We start from the raw sequence: 13,586 nt of genomic DNA, 5'->3' as shown, positions 1-13,586 counted from the left end.
TTCCAGGATAGGTGTCGGCCAGGACGCGCAGGCTCTGGGGCTCTTGCCGCGCGGCCACGCACTGCCATACTTACGTCGCCGTAGGTTACGGAACCGTAGGAAACCCGTGCATGGTTCCCGGAGCCGGCACCGGCGACACACCCCGACCCCACCCTCGACCCCATAGGGGACGCGCATGACCTCGAGTTCCGATGTGATCCCAGACGCTCCGCAGCCGGCCGACGGCGGCGGGGCGTACTCCGCCACGCTGGGCGGTGAACAGAAGCGCTCGATCGAGCAGATCACGCTGCTGCTGTTCATCACCCTTCCGTTCCTGGCGCTGGTGGCGGCGGTGCCGCTGGCGTGGGGGTGGGGGGTGAGCTGGCTGGACCTGGGGCTGCTGGTCTTCTTCTACTTCCTGGGCTGTCACGGCATCACGATCGGCTTCCACCGCCACTTCACCCATGGTTCGTTCAAGGCGAAGCGGCCGTTGAAGATCGCGCTGGCGATCGCGGGGTCGATGGCGGTCGAGGGGCCGCTGGTGCGCTGGGTGGCGGACCACCGCAAGCACCACAAGTTCTCCGACGACGAGGGCGACCCGCATTCGCCGTGGCGGTACGGCGAGACGGTGCCGGCCCTGATGAAGGGCCTGTGGTGGGCGCACATCGCATGGATGTTCGACGAGGAGCAGACGCCGCAGGACAAGTACGCCCCGGACCTGATCAAGGACCCGGCGCTGCGGGCGATCTCCCGCCAGTTCATCCTGTGGACGGTGGTGTCCCTGGCGCTGCCGGCGCTGATCGGCGGGCTGGTCACGATGTCCTGGTGGGGGGCGTTCACCGGGTTCTTCTGGGGTTCACTCGTGCGGGTGGCGTTGTTGCACCATGTGACCTGGTCGATCAACTCGATCTGCCACGCCGTGGGCAAGCGCCCCTTCAAGTCCCGGGACCGTTCGGGCAACGTGTGGTGGCTGGCGGTGCTGTCCTGCGGTGAGTCCTGGCACAACCTGCACCACGCGGACCCGACCTCCGCGCGGCACGGCGTGATGCGCGGGCAGCTGGACTCCTCCGCCCGGCTGATCCGCTGGTTCGAGCAGCTGGGGTGGGCGTACGACGTGCGCTGGCCGTCACGCTCGCGTATCGATTCGCGCCGCAACACGGATCAAGACGGCGCCCGCCGCCGGAAGGAGACGGCGAAGGCGGCATGATTGACGCCGTGGCGACCGACTCCAGCAGCACCCCGAGCAACGAGAAGCCGCGGCGGGCACGTCGCACCCGGATGACCGGTGCCGAGCGCCGCCAGCAGCTGCTGGAGATCGGCCGCACCCTCTTCGCGGCGAAGGGTTTCGAGGGCACGTCGGTGGAGGAGATCGCGGCGAAGGCCGGGGTGTCCAAGCCGGTGGTGTACGAGCACTTCGGCGGCAAGGAGGGGCTGTACGCGGTCGTCGTGGACCGCGAGATGCGGCGGCTGCTCGACATGGTGACCGGCTCGCTGACCGCGGGCCATCCGCGGGAGCTGTGCGAGCAGGCCGCCTTCGCGCTGCTGGACTACATCGAGGAGTACACGGACGGCTTCCGCATCCTGGTCCGCGACTCCCCCATCCCGCAGTCGACGGGTTCGTTCGCGTCCCTCATCTCGGACATCGCCACCCAGGTGGAGGACATCCTGGGCCGGGAGTTCAAGAGCCGCGGCTTCGACGCCAAGCTGGCCCCGCTGTACGCGCAGGCACTGGTGGGCATGGTGGCGCTGACCGGCCAGTGGTGGCTGGACGTGCGCCGCCCGAAGAAGGCGGAGGTGGCGGCGCACCTGGTGAACCTGGCGTGGCACGGCCTGGACGGCCTGGAACCGAAGCCGCGGCTGATAGGGCACCGGAAGAGCTGAAGGCCGAGAGCCGAGGGCCGAGAGCTGCTGAGGGCCGAGAGCTGAAGGCCGAGAGCTGAGAGCTGAGAGCTGAGGGCATGCAACCGCTGCGCGGAGTCACCGTCGTCTCGCTGGAGCAGGCGATCGCCGCTCCCTACGCCAGCCGTCAGCTCGCCGACCTCGGCGCGCGGGTGATCAAGGTGGAGCGCCCGGGGACGGGGGACTTCGCCCGGGCGTACGACACCCGGGTGCGGGGTCTGAGCTCGCACTTCGTCTGGGCCAACCGCAACAAGGAGTCCCTCACCCTGGACTTCAAGGACCCGCGGGGCCTGGAGCTGCTGCGCCGGCTGATCGCGGACGCCGACGTCTTCCTGCAGAACCTGGCGCCGGGCGCCGCGGCCCGGGCCGGGCTGGGCGCCGAGGAGCTGCGGGCGGCGCATCCGGCGCTGATCGTGTGCGACATCTCCGGCTACGGCGCACCTGGTCCCTACGCGGACCGCAAGGCGTACGACCTGCTGGTGCAGTCCGAGGCGGGGCTGCTGTCGGTCACGGGTACGCCGGACGGCATGGCGAAGGCGGGCATCCCGGTGTCGGACATCGCCGCCGGGATGTACGCGTACAGCTCGGTCCTCGGCGCCCTGCTCGAACGCGGCCGGACGGGACGGGGCACGCACCTGGACGTGTCGATGCTGGAGGCCACCGTGGAGTGGCTGGGCTTCCCGCTGTACTACTCCTTCGGAGGGGCCGAGCCGCCGCCGCGGGCTGGGGCGGCGCACGCGACGATCTACCCGTACGGCCCGTTCACGGCGGGCGACGGGAAGGTCGTGATGACGGCGGTGCAGAACGAGCGCGAGTGGCACGGCTTCTGCGCGCGCTTCCTGGGCCGTCCGGAGCTGGCCGATCACCCGGACTACGCCACCAACGCGGACCGCGACACCCACAGGAACACGCTGGGCGAGCTGATCGCGGCGCGGTTCGCGGAGCTGACCGCGGCCGAGGCGATCGAGTTGCTGGACGCGGTGCCGGTGGCCAACGCCCGCGTGAACACGCTCGCCGAGGTGTGGGACCACCCTCAGCTGGCCGCGCGCGGACGCCTGCACGAGGTGCCCACACCGGCCGGCCCCGTCCCGGCGACGGCGCCGCCCGGCCCGACCGGCGAGGCACCCCGCATGGAGGCGGTCCCGGCGCTGGGCGAGCACACCCGCGCCGTCCTCGGCGGTCTCGGACTGTCGGAGGAGGCCGTCGACGCACTCGTCGCGGACGGCGTGGTGTGAGCCGGGGCGGGGGTCGGAGGGGCCGGGGCCGGGCGGGGCTCACGGCCGGGCGTGGCCGTCCGGCTCCAGGAACTCCAGGCGGTTGCCGACCGGATCGGCGCAGTGGAAGCGACGGTGGCCGGGCAGGTCGTCGTCCCAGGTGACGGGCGTGCCGTGGGCCTCCAGGCGGGTGGCGTACGCGTCGATCCCGGTGACCCGCAGCCCGGGGTGGGCCTTGCGGGCGGGGCGGAAGCCGGTCGTCTCGACTCCGAGGTGGAGCCGGATGGTGCCCGCCTCGAACCAGCAGCCGCCGCGGGCGGCGAGCGCGGGCGGCTTGGGAGTCTCGGTCATACCGAGGACCCCGGCGTAGAAGGCGCGCAGCCGCCCCTCGGCGCCGGGTGGTGCGGCGAGCTGCACGTGGTCGAGGCCGGTGATCATCGCCTGTCTCCCCCGGGTTCCTTCCGTGCGACGGCGAAGACGCGGCGGAAGGGGAACGGGGTGCCGTGCGCCTGGGCGGGGTAGGCGGCGCGCAGGACGGCCCGGTATTCGTCGACGAACGCGTCGCGGGCCGCCGGGTCGTCGGCGAGGGCGTCCAGTACGGGCCGCAGTCCCGTCCCCTTGACCCAGTCGAGGACGGCGTCGTCGCCGGGCAGCAGGTGGACGTACGTGGTCTCCCACACGTCGGCGGTGCAGCCGGTGGCGGTGAGGCGGGCGAGGTAGGCCTCGGGGGTGAGGACGGCGTCGTCGTGGCGCAGGACGCCGGTGAGCCGGTCCCGCCAGCGCCGGGAGCCGGCGAGTTCGCGCATCAGGCGGTGGCTGGGGGCGTCGAAGTTGCCGGGCACCTGGAGGGCGAGGGTGCCGCCGGGGGCGAGGCGGTCGATCCAGTCGCCGAAGCGGTCGGCGTGGCCGGGGACCCACTGGAGGGTGGCGTTGCTGACGAGGAGGTCGCAGGGCTCGTCGGGGGTCCAGGTGCGGGCGTCGGCGGGAGCGAAGTCGAGGTGGCCGCCGCCGGGGGTGGGGCCGGCGTACTCGCGGGCGCGTTCGAGCATGCGGGGTGAGTTGTCGTAGCCGGTGATGCGGGCGGTGGGCCAGCGGTCGGCGAGGAGGACGGTGGCGTTGCCGGGGCCGCAGCCGAGGTCGGCGATGCGGGGCGGGTCGGCGGGGAGGTCGGGTATCCGGGCGAGGAGGTCGGTGAAGGGGCGGGCGCGGTGGCCGGCGTGGCGCAGGTACTGGGCGGGGTCCCAGGTGGGGGCGGTGGCGGGCATGGAGCCTCCAGAGGGTGTCCGTGCGGGACGGGTACCCAGCGTCACCACCATTGTATCTCGATGCCAAGACAGTTGACATCAAGAGACTTCACGTCGACACAACCACTACACTGATCGTCATGGAGGACGAGGTCGATCGGCTGGTCGCAGCGTGGCGCCGGGAGCGCCCGGACCTCGACGTGGAACCGCTCGAGGTGCTGAGCCGCGTCAGCAGGCTGGCCCGGCACCTGGACCGCGCACGGCGGCTGGCGTTCTCCGAACACCAACTGGAGCCGTGGGAGTTCGACGTGCTCACCGCGCTGCGCCGCGCGGGCACCCCGTACCAGCTCTCCCCGGGCCAGCTCCTCACCCAGACCCTGGTCACCTCCGGCACGATGACCAACCGCATCGACCGCCTCGCGAAGAAGGGCCTGGTGGAGCGCCTGCCCGACCCCAGCGACCGGCGCGGGGTCCTGGTCCGCCTCACGGACGAGGGACGGGACCGCGCCGACCAGTCACTGGCGGGCCTGCTGGCCCAGGAGCGGGCGATCCTGGGCGAGCTGTCCCGCGCCCAGCGCAGCGAACTGGCGGCCCTGCTACGCCAGCTGACCGCCCCGTTCGACAACATCCCCGGCTGAGGGCCGGTCCAGATCGGCCGGCCCCACCCCGGCCCTGCGGGCCAGCGCGACCGCGGCCAGGGTGGAGTGGACGCCCAGCTTGCCCAACACGTTCTGCATGTGGGTGCGCACCGTGTGCGGGGACAGATACAGCCGCTCCGCGACCGCCTTGCGCCCCAGCCCGGCGACCATGCAGCGCAGCACCTCGCGCTCGCGCGGGGTCAGCGACTCCACCAGCATCTCGCTCTCGGTGCGGTGCTTGCGGGCGGCGGTCAGCTCGCGCAGGACGCCCGTGAGCAGCGCGGGCGGCAGATGCGTCTCGTCCCGCAGCACACCCCGGATCACACTGAGCAGCCGCGACAGCGAACAGTCCTTCGCCACCCACCCCGAGGCTCCGGCCCCCAGCGCGAGGGCGGCCCGCCGGGGATCGTCCTTCTCGGCGAGGACGACGATCCGTACGCCCGGCTGCCCCGACCGCACCCCGGCGACCAACGAGATCCCGTCGACCAGCCCGTCCTCGTTGCCGTCCCGCACGGGCACGGCGGGCCGGGTGCCGGGCACGTGGCCGCCCAGATCGGCGTCGACGAGCAGCACGTCGAACCGCCGCCCCTCGGACGCGGCCCGTTCCAGGCAGCGCAGTGCGGCCGGACCACTGCCGGCCGCGGAGACGTCGACGTCCGGCTCGGCGGCCAGTGCGGCGGCGAGCGACTCGGCGAAGATGCGATGGTCGTCGACGACCAGGACTCGGATACGAACCACGAAACCCCCTCCCCCGAGCTCCGCACGGAGCAGGGGATACCCATCGTCTGTCCGTCCTCGGATGACGGCACCGGCACGGGTACGACGCCCAGGGCCCCGCATCCAGCTGTGCTGTTGTGCTCGGTACTCCGGGACGGGTCGCCGCAGCCGCACGGCCGCCGCCGTGCAGTAACCGCTACCCCCGCCCCGGGCGTCGTACCCGGCTGTCTCGCCCCCTGAACGGCACCGGCCCCCACCGGTGCTGCTCATCAGAGTACGGGCGGGCGCCGGGAGCGGAAGGCTATTTGCAGAACTGACTCCCCGGCGCGTTTATGGTGAGCCGCATGTTTCGTCTTGTGACAGAAGTCGACAAGGAACGGCGCAATCTGCTGCGCACCCGCCTGCGGGAGACGAACACAGCGGCCTCCTCCGTCCTGCGCTCCCTGCGCGGAACCCCTCACGAACGCGAATTCCCGCTGCACGTGTGGGTGCTGGACGACACCGGCGCTCTGGCGGGCGGCCTGGTCGGTCACACCTGGGCGGCCTGGCTCCACGTGACCTACCTGTGGGTGGACGGCCGGCACAGGGGCGCGGGCCTGGGCTCGGCCCTTCTCGACGAGGCGGAACGCACCGCCCGCACCGAACGCGGCTGCGCCGCCGCCCGCGTGGAGACCTGGGACTTCCAGGCACCGGACTTCTACACGGGGCGCGGCTACGACGTGGTGTGCGTGATCCCCGACTACCCGCCGGGGATCACGGAGTACACGCTGGTGAAGCGGCTGGGGTGAGCCGGTCGAGTGCAGCGGCTCACAGCCGTTGGGCCGACCGCGAATCTGCCGCGCATAAAGCACACGGCCAGGATGCCCGGTACGGAAGGACGGACGTCGGGCCCATGCCCCTCCCGGAACGCGCTACCCCCTTTGGGTTCCGTCCGCTTCGCGCGGTTGACGAATAGGGCTCGACGTAAACCTCACTGCCGTCACTCCAGGCCCATCGCTAGCGTTGGCACGCTAAAAGCGCCTCGCCCCTCCGGGAGACACCCGTGAATCGCCACCCCGCACCGCCGGCAGCCGCCGCACCGACCGCAGTCGCGGCCCCGGCACCGTCCGCCCGCGGCGGCGACCGGTCCAAGGCAACTCGTCCGTCGACCCCCTGATCAAACGGAGGTGCCTGTGGGGCAGCACGACCGCCTGGTAGCCGACTACATGCTTCTGGAATCTTCGAAGAAGAATCTGAACAGCATCAAGAAGGCCCTCGACGGAATCGAAGAACATCGCGCCGACATCCATGACATCTGGGGGCACGACACCATCGCCGGCAAGATGGACGATTTCGTCAACAACTGGGACAACTATCGGCGCGAACTCCTGGAGAAAGTCAAGACCTTGGGTGAACAGGTCGAGACCGCGCACAGGACATTCGAGAAGCTGGACCTCGATCTCAAGAACGCGAACGAGAAAAAGCGCGCAAAAAGCGGGAGCAAATAACCGATGGGTACAGGCAAGGGACGGCGCCGCCCGGTCGACTGGCACCCGCTGACCGAGAAGGACCCGGTCCCCGGCGACCCGGCGGACATCCGCGACGAGGTCACCCGGATGAAGAACCTCGCCTCGACCCTGCGCGACCAGGCCGCCATCCTGCGCAAGGCCTCCGACGGCGACGCGCTACAGGGAAAGTACGCCGACAAGATCCGGGAAGATTCCGGCGACCTCGAGAAGCACTTCCGCGAGACGGCGGCCCGCTACGAACGCGTGGTCGGCGACCTCGGCAAATGGGCCAACGAGCTGGAGGACTTCCAGGAGCGGGCCGACGGCGTCCTCCGGGCCGCGAAGCGGGCCGACGAAGAACACGCTGCCGAGGTGAGGAAGACGGAAGCCGAGGCCAAGAGGGACGGCGACAAGGAGGCTCCGGAGGAATCCGACCCCAGCAGCCACCTGGTGCCGTACCAGAAACAGCTGAACGAGGTCGTCTCCGAGCGCGACTCCCGCGCCCGGCATCATGCGGAGAATATCGGCCGCGACATCTCCGACATCATCAAGGACAGCCGATGGGAGAACTTCAAGGATTGGGTCCACGAGCACGCGGACACGATCAAGAGCGTCGTTGAGATCCTGAGCTGGGCGGCGACCGTCATCGGGGGCATCGCTCTCCTCTTCACGCCCGTCGGATGGCTGGCGACCCTCATTACGGTGACCACCATCAGCCTCACGGCGCTCGTCGGCGTGGGACACACCATGCTTGCCCTGTCCGGCGACGGGAACTGGGCGGACGTCGCCATGGACGCCTTCGCGCTGGCGACGCTGGGATTCGGCAGCGTCGCGATGAAGGGGGTGAAGGCCGCAGCGGCAACCCTCAAGTCCGCGAGCAGGGCGGGGCGGTTCCAGCGGTACGCGAATCTGCGCAAGCTGCTCGACAGGAACATCATGCGCTACGGCACGGACTCGGCCCGCGGGGCGAAGGCCGTGCGCGCGAAGAATGCGCTGCGCCGGGCCGGGTCGAGGGAGACACGGCCCGGGACGACTCGACTGGACCGCCTGCTGGGCGGCGACAGGGAGGTCGTGAGCGCGAGCAAGTTCGCCAAGGCCATGCGCGCCGAGTTCGGTTCGGACCCCAATGTGGTGAGGGCGGCCGACGAGATGAAGAAGGCCGCAATGCAGTTCAAGCTGAACTATGCGGCTGCTACCTTGGTCGACGTGGGCGACAAACTTGGGGAAAAGGGACCTTACGGGGAACAGTACGGCAACGCCAAAGATGTCCTGACCCGTGAAGTCGGGAGCCGCTGGTGACCACTGCTGGACCCAATTTCACCAACGTTCAGAGAGCAATTTCAGGGAGTTAAGCCAGTGGCAACAATTCCAGCAAACAGCCCACAAGAATCACGGGCCATGAAGTTCCTTGCCGCATACACACTGGCACCGATTCTCTGTTTCGCCTTCCAGGATATCGGCAGCGAGTACGGCGGAATGACCTGGCTCACCTACGGCTACGTGGCATGGCCGATGATGATCGCACCCGTACTGATGCTGGTCCTGTTTTTCAGGTACCGAGAACTCATCCGTAACCCGCGCTTGGGTGCCAACTTCTCCCAGACGATCAAGCTGGTTGCCGTGCTCTACCTGGTCTGGAACGTCATCGGAGCCCTCGGATACAGCCTGCTGGCCGTGATTCCGTTGCTCTCCTGCCTGACGATCCTCGTGGCCGACTGGCAGCTCAAGAAGCAGGCTCGCGCGTGAGTACAGCCGGCCCGGACCAGTCCACACCGCCCGTCGGAGCGGCCGTTCCCGGCCGCTATGAGCTCGTCCTGCCGCCCGGCTGGGTCCGCATCCCCCTGCGCGAGGGCACGAAGGAGGCGCTGGAGCAGGTCCTCTTCTCTCACATGGGGCGGGTCCCGGAGGGAATTCCCCGGGACGACGCGATGCGCTTCCGGCTGGACATGCGGCGCCAGTTGGAGAAGCAGGCCCGTGCGGCCAGAAGAAACGGAGGCCTCGACCTCTACCTTCCGGTGCTCCCGCGCGGAGGAATCTTCCTCATGGCCTCTTTCATCGTCGCCGAGATGCCGATCCGCCGGGACCACACGGTTCCGCCCGAAGCAGTGATCGCTCAGCTGGCCGATGACGACGTCCCCGGCGGAACGGCGGGAACAGTCGACGTGGCAGGGGCACCCGCACTCCGCCGGGCCTACCGCTGTGCCCTTGACGAAGAGAAGCAGCAGGGCGCCCTGCCGACTCGGCGGATCGACTATGTGATCCCTGTGCCGGACGATCCCGGTCGCTGGATCAGCATCAACTTCTCCACGCCGGGTGACGGTGATGTCGACAGTGAATTCACCGACGTCCTGGTGGAGTTGTTCGACGCGGTGGTCGGCACGTTCAGATGGAGTGACGAATGAGCTGGCTCAACGTCAAGCACGCCATGGACCTGTCCCCTTGGATCCGCATCCCGCTCATGTGGCCGGAACCGGGACTTGAGGGCGTCGAGGAGGCACGAACACCTGAGGCATGGGCCCGCTACTTCGCCGAGGGGATCTGGGAGGACTTCGCGTCGGAGAAGCCGGCTCCCGGCGAGGTCGACCTGCTGACCAGCATGCTCCTGATGTTCGCCGTCAGGGCCCCTGCGGCCTATCCGGGCTTCGAGGTCTTCCTCCATCTCCCGCACCCGAGGGAGATTCCCCTCCCGGCGTACGTCGACCTGGTGGAGATCGAGGAGGGCGAGAACAGGGAAACGGCGCTGCGTGAGCTGACCCATGCCGATGCGAGCTACACCGTCGAGCGGCCCGTCGTGGAGGACTTCGACTCCCCGTACCTGGGGACCGGCCTGCGCGTACTGCGCTACTACCAGGACGAAGACAGCAACGAGGTGCATGTCGGCCTCCGCTACGCCTGGCGCTACGAAAAGGGTACGGAAGCCGCCGACGTCCTGATCATCCTGGCCGACCCCGACGCCGGCCGGATCCTCCGAGCCCTCGACGACATCGACGCCTTCGCCCGCACCGTCCGGATCAGCCCGGACGACGAAGCGGATGACTGGAAGGCCGGCGGCTGAGGGAAACTCCTGGAACCCGACGGCCCCCGATCGTCACCGCGCCGTGGACACCTGCCCCTGGCTCACCCCACCCGCCGTGCCCCCGCCGAAGGCACCGCCTCGAACACTCGCGGGGCCTTGAGGGCGGACGCCGCGAAGGCGTCCTCGACGGCCTTGGTGACGGGGTCCACGTCGGCGGCCTCCACCAGGACGATCGCCGAGCCGCCGAAGCCGCCGCCGGTCATGCGGGCGCCGAGGGCGCCGGAGGCGAGGGCCGTGTCGACGACCAGGTCCAGCTCGGGGCAGGAGATGCGGAAGTCGTCGCGCAGCGAGGCGTGGCCCTCGACGAGGACGGGGCCGATGGCCCGGGTGTCGCCGGACTCCAGGAGCGACACCACCCGTTCGACGCGCTCGTCCTCGGTCACGACGTGCCGGACGAGGCGGCGGATCTCCTCCTCGTCGCCGAGGCGTTCCAGCGCGGCGTCCAGGCCGGCGTAGGGCACGTCGCGCAGGGCGTCGACGCCCAGGAGCGCGGCGCCCTTCTCGCAGCCGGCCCGGCGTTTGCCGTACTCGCCCTCGCTGTGGGAGTGCTTGACGCGGGTGTCGACGACCAGCAGGCGCATGCCCTCGGCGGCGAGGTCGAAGGGGATCTGGCGCTGGGAGAGGTCACGGGTGTCGAGGAAGAGGGCGTGGCCCTCCTCGCAGCAGGCCGAGGCCGTCTGGTCCATGATGCCGACGGGGGCGCCCACGTAGACGTTCTCCGCGCGCTGGCACAGGCGGGCCAGCTGCCAGCCGCGCAGGCCGAGGGAGTAGAGGTCGTTCAGCGCCAGGGCGACGACGACCTCCAGGGCCGCGGAGGAGGACAGGCCCGCGCCCGAGGGGACCGTGGAGGCCAGGTGGACATCGGCGCCGGTCAGTTCGTGGCCCGCCTCGCGCAGCGCCCAGACGACGCCCGAGGGGTACGCGGTCCAGGACTTGTCCGAGCCGGGGGTGAGGTCGGCGACGCGCAGTTCGACCGGGTCGGCCGCGATGTCCGCCGAGTGCAGGCGCAGGATGCCGTCCTCGCGCCGGGAGACGGCCGCGACGGCCTGGTGAGGCAGGGCGAACGGCATGACGAAGCCGTCGTTGTAGTCGGTGTGTTCCCCGATGAGGTTCACCCGGCCCGGCGCCGCCCACACTCCTTCCGCATCCGCCCCGTACAGCTCCCGGAACCGCTCGCCGACGGTCCTCGCGACAGCCTCGCCCATGCCTCTGACCCCTCGCCCTTTTCGGTAAGTCCGTGAGTGCCGTGCGTCCTAGCCCGCGCGTCGCTGCGCGAACTCCCACGCGTCCGACACGATGCCCGCGAGGTCCGCGCGGGACGGGTTCCAGCCCAGTTTCTCGCGGGCGGTGTCCGCCGACGCCACCAGGACCGCCGGGTCGCCGCCCCGGCGCGGGGCCACGACCTCGGGGATCGGGTGGCCCGTCACCCTCCGCACCGTCTCGACGACCTCGCGGACGGAGAAGCCGTTGCCGTTGCCCAGGTTGCAGATGAGGTGCTCGCCCGGGGTGGCCGCCGCCACGGCCAGCAGGTGGGCCTCGGCCAGGTCGGCGACGTGGATGTAGTCGCGTACGCAGGTGCCGTCCGGCGTCGGGTAGTCGTCGCCGAAGACGGAGATGGCCTCGCGGCGGCCCTGCGCGACCTGGAGGACCAGCGGGATGAGGTGCGACTCGGGGTCGTGGCGCTCGCCGTACGCGCCGTACGCGCCCGCGACGTTGAAGTAGCGCAGGGAGACCGCGCCCAGGCCGTGGGCGGCCGCCTCGCCGGTGATCATGTGGTCGACGGCGAGCTTGGAGGCGCCGTACGGGTTCGTGGGCCGCGTCGGCGCGGTCTCGACGATCGGGACCTGCTCCGGCTCGCCGTAGGTGGCGGCGGTGGAGGAGAAGACGAGGCGGCGGACGCCCGCGTCCCGCATGGCCGCGAGGAGGGCCATGGTGCCGCCGACGTTGTTGTCCCAGTACTTCTCGGGCTTCACGACCGACTCGCCGACCTGGGAGAAGGCGGCGAAGTGCAGCACGCCGTCGAAGGAGGGGTCCAGCCACTTGGCGGCATCGCGGATGTCGCCCTCGATGAACGTGGCGCCCGCCGGCACGCCCTCGCGGAATCCCGTCGAGAGGTTGTCGAGGACGACGACCTCGTGGCCGCCCTCCAGCAGATGCTGGGCGACGACGCTGCCGACGTAACCCGCACCACCTGTCACCAGGTACTTCCCGCTCATGAACTCGCTACCTCTCGCAGTCGCTCGGCCGCGCGCTCCGGGGGCACGTCGTTGATGAACACGTTCATGCCGGACTCGGAGCCCGCGAGGAACTTCAGCTTGCCCGAAGTGCGGCGAATGGTGAAAAGCTCCAGGTGCAGCGCGAAGTCGTCCCGCGTCACGCCCTCGAACTCGTCCAGCTGCCCGAACGGCGCCTGGTGCCAGGCCGCGATGTAGGGCGTCGGAGGCTCTCCCTCGCCGAAGATCCGGTCGAAGCGCCTCAAGAGTTCCAGATAGACCTGGGGGAACTCTGTGCGCGCCGCCTCGTCGAGGCCGAGCAGGTCCGGCACCCGGCGCTTCGGGTAGAGGTGCACCTCGTACGGCCAGTGCGCGGCGTACGGCACGAAGGCGGCCCAGTGCTCGCCCTCCAGGACGACGCGGTCGCCGGACAGCTCCTCCGCCAGGACGGAGTCGAACAAATTCTCCCCGCCGGTCGCGTCCTTGTGGGCGGCGAGTGAACGCAGCATCAGGGCGGTGCGCGGGGTGGTGAACGGGTAGGCGTAGATCTGCCCGTGCGGGTGACCCAGCGTCACGCCGATCTCGGCGCCCCGGTTCTCGAAGCAGAACACCTGGTCGACGGAGGGCAGATGGGACAGCTCGGAGGTGCGGTCCGTCCAGGCGTCGAGCACGAGCCGGGCCTGTTCCTCGCTCAGGTCGGCGAACGAGGCGTCGTGGTCGGAGGTGAAGCAGACGACCTCGCAGCGGCCGGAGTCGCCGGCCAGCGAGGGGAAGCGGTTCTCGAAGACCACGACGTCGTACGACGAGTCCGGGATCTCGCTCAGGCGGTCGCCGCGCGAGGGGCACAGCGGGCACTGGTCGGCCGGCGGGTGGTAGGTGCGGCCCTGGCGGTGCGAGGCGACGGCGACCGAGTCGCCGAGCAGCGGGTCGCGGCGGATCTCGGAGGTGGTGACGGTCCGCTCCAGCGGACGGCGGTCCGCGGCGTCGCGCACGGTGTCGTCCCGCAGGTCGTAGTAGACCAGCTCACGGCCGTCGGCCAGCCGGGTCGAGGTCTTCTTCACTGCCGCTCTCCTCTGCACCGACCCATGACGGTCGCCAAGGACACCCATCAATCACCGA

Annotated in this window: 16 protein-coding genes; 10 read left to right on the top strand and 6 right to left on the bottom strand. The window is 70.2% G+C overall.

Translation table 11 applies throughout. The annotated features are described in order from the left end of the window. Positions 1–175: 175 nt before the first annotated feature. From Sco07f_RS34130 to Sco07f_RS34120, 3 genes are all read left to right on the top strand, one after another. Positions 176–1,186 (top strand): acyl-CoA desaturase, encoded by a 1,011-nt coding sequence (locus Sco07f_RS34130; RefSeq protein ID WP_007450658.1) that lies wholly within the window; start codon positions 176–178, stop codon positions 1,184–1,186. Beyond that, positions 1,183–1,860, top strand: coding sequence for a TetR/AcrR family transcriptional regulator (locus Sco07f_RS34125; RefSeq protein ID WP_007450660.1), 678 nt, complete (start codon positions 1,183–1,185; stop codon positions 1,858–1,860). The genes Sco07f_RS34130 and Sco07f_RS34125 overlap by 4 nt, the downstream gene beginning before the upstream one ends. 77 nt (positions 1,861–1,937) lie before the next feature. Then, positions 1,938–3,113 carry a CaiB/BaiF CoA transferase family protein gene (locus Sco07f_RS34120; RefSeq protein WP_108990168.1) on the top strand — a complete coding sequence of 392 codons (1,176 nt, stop codon included), beginning with the start codon at positions 1,938–1,940 and terminating at the stop codon, positions 3,111–3,113. 39 nt (positions 3,114–3,152) lie between these two features. Here the strand turns inward: Sco07f_RS34120 and Sco07f_RS34115 are convergent, their stop codons facing one another. Both Sco07f_RS34115 and Sco07f_RS34110 read right to left on the bottom strand, forming a co-directional pair. Next, a complete protein-coding gene (locus Sco07f_RS34115) occupies positions 3,153–3,530 on the bottom strand; it encodes a VOC family protein (protein WP_108990167.1) in 378 nt (125 codons plus the stop codon). After that, a complete protein-coding gene (locus Sco07f_RS34110) occupies positions 3,527–4,357 on the bottom strand; it encodes a trans-aconitate 2-methyltransferase (protein WP_108990166.1) in 831 nt (276 codons plus the stop codon). Before Sco07f_RS34110 ends, Sco07f_RS34115 begins: the two co-directional genes overlap by 4 nt. A gap of 119 nt (positions 4,358–4,476) precedes the next feature. Here Sco07f_RS34110 and tamR point away from each other — a divergent pair, with 119 nt between their 5' ends. Then, positions 4,477–4,974, top strand: coding sequence for a MarR family transcriptional regulator TamR (gene tamR, locus Sco07f_RS34105; protein WP_007450665.1), 498 nt, complete (start codon positions 4,477–4,479; stop codon positions 4,972–4,974). On the opposite strand, the gene Sco07f_RS34100 is transcribed toward tamR, so the two are convergent. Beyond that, entirely contained in the window at positions 4,933–5,712 is a 780-nt protein-coding gene (locus tag Sco07f_RS34100) for a response regulator transcription factor (RefSeq protein WP_164384423.1), read from the bottom strand. The genes tamR and Sco07f_RS34100 overlap by 42 nt on opposite strands. A 311-nt stretch (positions 5,713–6,023) precedes the next feature. Here Sco07f_RS34100 and Sco07f_RS34095 point away from each other — a divergent pair, with 311 nt between their 5' ends. The 6 genes from Sco07f_RS34095 (at position 6,024) to Sco07f_RS34070 (ending at position 10,233) form a co-directional block, all read left to right on the top strand. After that, a complete protein-coding gene (locus Sco07f_RS34095) occupies positions 6,024–6,479 on the top strand; it encodes a GNAT family N-acetyltransferase (RefSeq protein WP_108990164.1) in 456 nt (151 codons plus the stop codon). Positions 6,480–6,863: 384 nt separating this feature from the next. Continuing rightward, a complete protein-coding gene (locus Sco07f_RS34090) occupies positions 6,864–7,178 on the top strand; it encodes a hypothetical protein (protein ID WP_108990163.1) in 315 nt (104 codons plus the stop codon). Between the two features lie 3 nt (positions 7,179–7,181). After that, positions 7,182–8,477 (top strand): putative T7SS-secreted protein, encoded by a 1,296-nt coding sequence (locus Sco07f_RS34085; protein WP_108990162.1) that lies wholly within the window; start codon positions 7,182–7,184, stop codon positions 8,475–8,477. A gap of 99 nt (positions 8,478–8,576) precedes the next feature. Beyond that, the gene (locus Sco07f_RS34080; RefSeq protein WP_108990161.1) at positions 8,577–8,924 is read left to right on the top strand and encodes a hypothetical protein; all 348 of its coding nucleotides are present in this window, start codon (positions 8,577–8,579) and stop codon (positions 8,922–8,924) included. Positions 8,925–9,106: 182 nt separating this feature from the next. Then, positions 9,107–9,580: a hypothetical protein gene (locus Sco07f_RS34075; protein WP_159107016.1), complete on the top strand. Its 474-nt coding sequence runs from the start codon at positions 9,107–9,109 to the stop codon at positions 9,578–9,580. Next, positions 9,577–10,233, top strand: a complete 657-nt coding sequence (locus Sco07f_RS34070) for a hypothetical protein (RefSeq protein WP_108990159.1) — start codon at positions 9,577–9,579, stop codon at positions 10,231–10,233. The genes Sco07f_RS34075 and Sco07f_RS34070 overlap by 4 nt, the downstream gene beginning before the upstream one ends. 62 nt (positions 10,234–10,295) lie before the next feature. Here the strand turns inward: Sco07f_RS34070 and galK are convergent, their stop codons facing one another. The 3 genes from galK to galT are packed head-to-tail and all read right to left on the bottom strand — an operon-like array spanning position 10,296 to position 13,528. Further along, complete coding sequence (galK, locus tag Sco07f_RS34065; RefSeq protein WP_087790635.1) at positions 10,296–11,459, bottom strand: galactokinase; 1,164 nt, start codon at positions 11,457–11,459, stop codon at positions 10,296–10,298. 48 nt (positions 11,460–11,507) lie between these two features. After that, the gene (galE, locus tag Sco07f_RS34060; RefSeq protein ID WP_108990158.1) at positions 11,508–12,470 is read right to left on the bottom strand and encodes a UDP-glucose 4-epimerase GalE; all 963 of its coding nucleotides are present in this window, start codon (positions 12,468–12,470) and stop codon (positions 11,508–11,510) included. Further along, positions 12,467–13,528, bottom strand: coding sequence for a galactose-1-phosphate uridylyltransferase (galT, locus tag Sco07f_RS34055; protein WP_108990157.1), 1,062 nt, complete (start codon positions 13,526–13,528; stop codon positions 12,467–12,469). Before galT ends, galE begins: the two co-directional genes overlap by 4 nt. Positions 13,529–13,586 lie beyond the last annotated feature (58 nt).

Source organism: Streptomyces coelicoflavus, from assembly GCF_003112555.1.
GTDB classification, from domain to species: domain Bacteria; phylum Actinomycetota; class Actinomycetes; order Streptomycetales; family Streptomycetaceae; genus Streptomyces; species Streptomyces coelicoflavus.
The sequence above is the reverse complement of the archived record's forward strand: the minus strand, read 5'-3'. Positions and strand labels throughout refer to the sequence as shown.

What these genes read in the sequence shown, in the direction of transcription:
- Sco07f_RS34095 (WP_108990164.1), top strand. Translation starts at nt 6,024, where the DNA reads ATGGTGAGCCGCATGTTTCGTCTTGTGACAGAAGTCGACAAGGAACGG.
- Sco07f_RS34130 (WP_007450658.1), top strand. Translation starts at nt 176, where the DNA reads ATGACCTCGAGTTCCGATGTGATCCCAGACGCTCCGCAGCCGGCCGAC.
- Sco07f_RS34115 (WP_108990167.1), bottom strand. Translation starts at nt 3,530, where the DNA reads ATGATCACCGGCCTCGACCACGTGCAGCTCGCCGCACCACCCGGCGCC.
- Sco07f_RS34070 (WP_108990159.1), top strand. Translation starts at nt 9,577, where the DNA reads ATGAGCTGGCTCAACGTCAAGCACGCCATGGACCTGTCCCCTTGGATC.
- Sco07f_RS34120 (WP_108990168.1), top strand. Translation starts at nt 1,938, where the DNA reads ATGCAACCGCTGCGCGGAGTCACCGTCGTCTCGCTGGAGCAGGCGATC.
- Sco07f_RS34075 (WP_159107016.1), top strand. Translation starts at nt 9,107, where the DNA reads ATGCGCTTCCGGCTGGACATGCGGCGCCAGTTGGAGAAGCAGGCCCGT.
- galE (WP_108990158.1), bottom strand. Translation starts at nt 12,470, where the DNA reads ATGAGCGGGAAGTACCTGGTGACAGGTGGTGCGGGTTACGTCGGCAGC.
- Sco07f_RS34085 (WP_108990162.1), top strand. Translation starts at nt 7,182, where the DNA reads ATGGGTACAGGCAAGGGACGGCGCCGCCCGGTCGACTGGCACCCGCTG.
- Sco07f_RS34080 (WP_108990161.1), top strand. Translation starts at nt 8,577, where the DNA reads ATGAAGTTCCTTGCCGCATACACACTGGCACCGATTCTCTGTTTCGCC.
- Sco07f_RS34110 (WP_108990166.1), bottom strand. Translation starts at nt 4,357, where the DNA reads ATGCCCGCCACCGCCCCCACCTGGGACCCCGCCCAGTACCTGCGCCAC.
- tamR (WP_007450665.1), top strand. Translation starts at nt 4,477, where the DNA reads ATGGAGGACGAGGTCGATCGGCTGGTCGCAGCGTGGCGCCGGGAGCGC.
- Sco07f_RS34125 (WP_007450660.1), top strand. Translation starts at nt 1,183, where the DNA reads ATGATTGACGCCGTGGCGACCGACTCCAGCAGCACCCCGAGCAACGAG.
- galK (WP_087790635.1), bottom strand. Translation starts at nt 11,459, where the DNA reads ATGGGCGAGGCTGTCGCGAGGACCGTCGGCGAGCGGTTCCGGGAGCTG.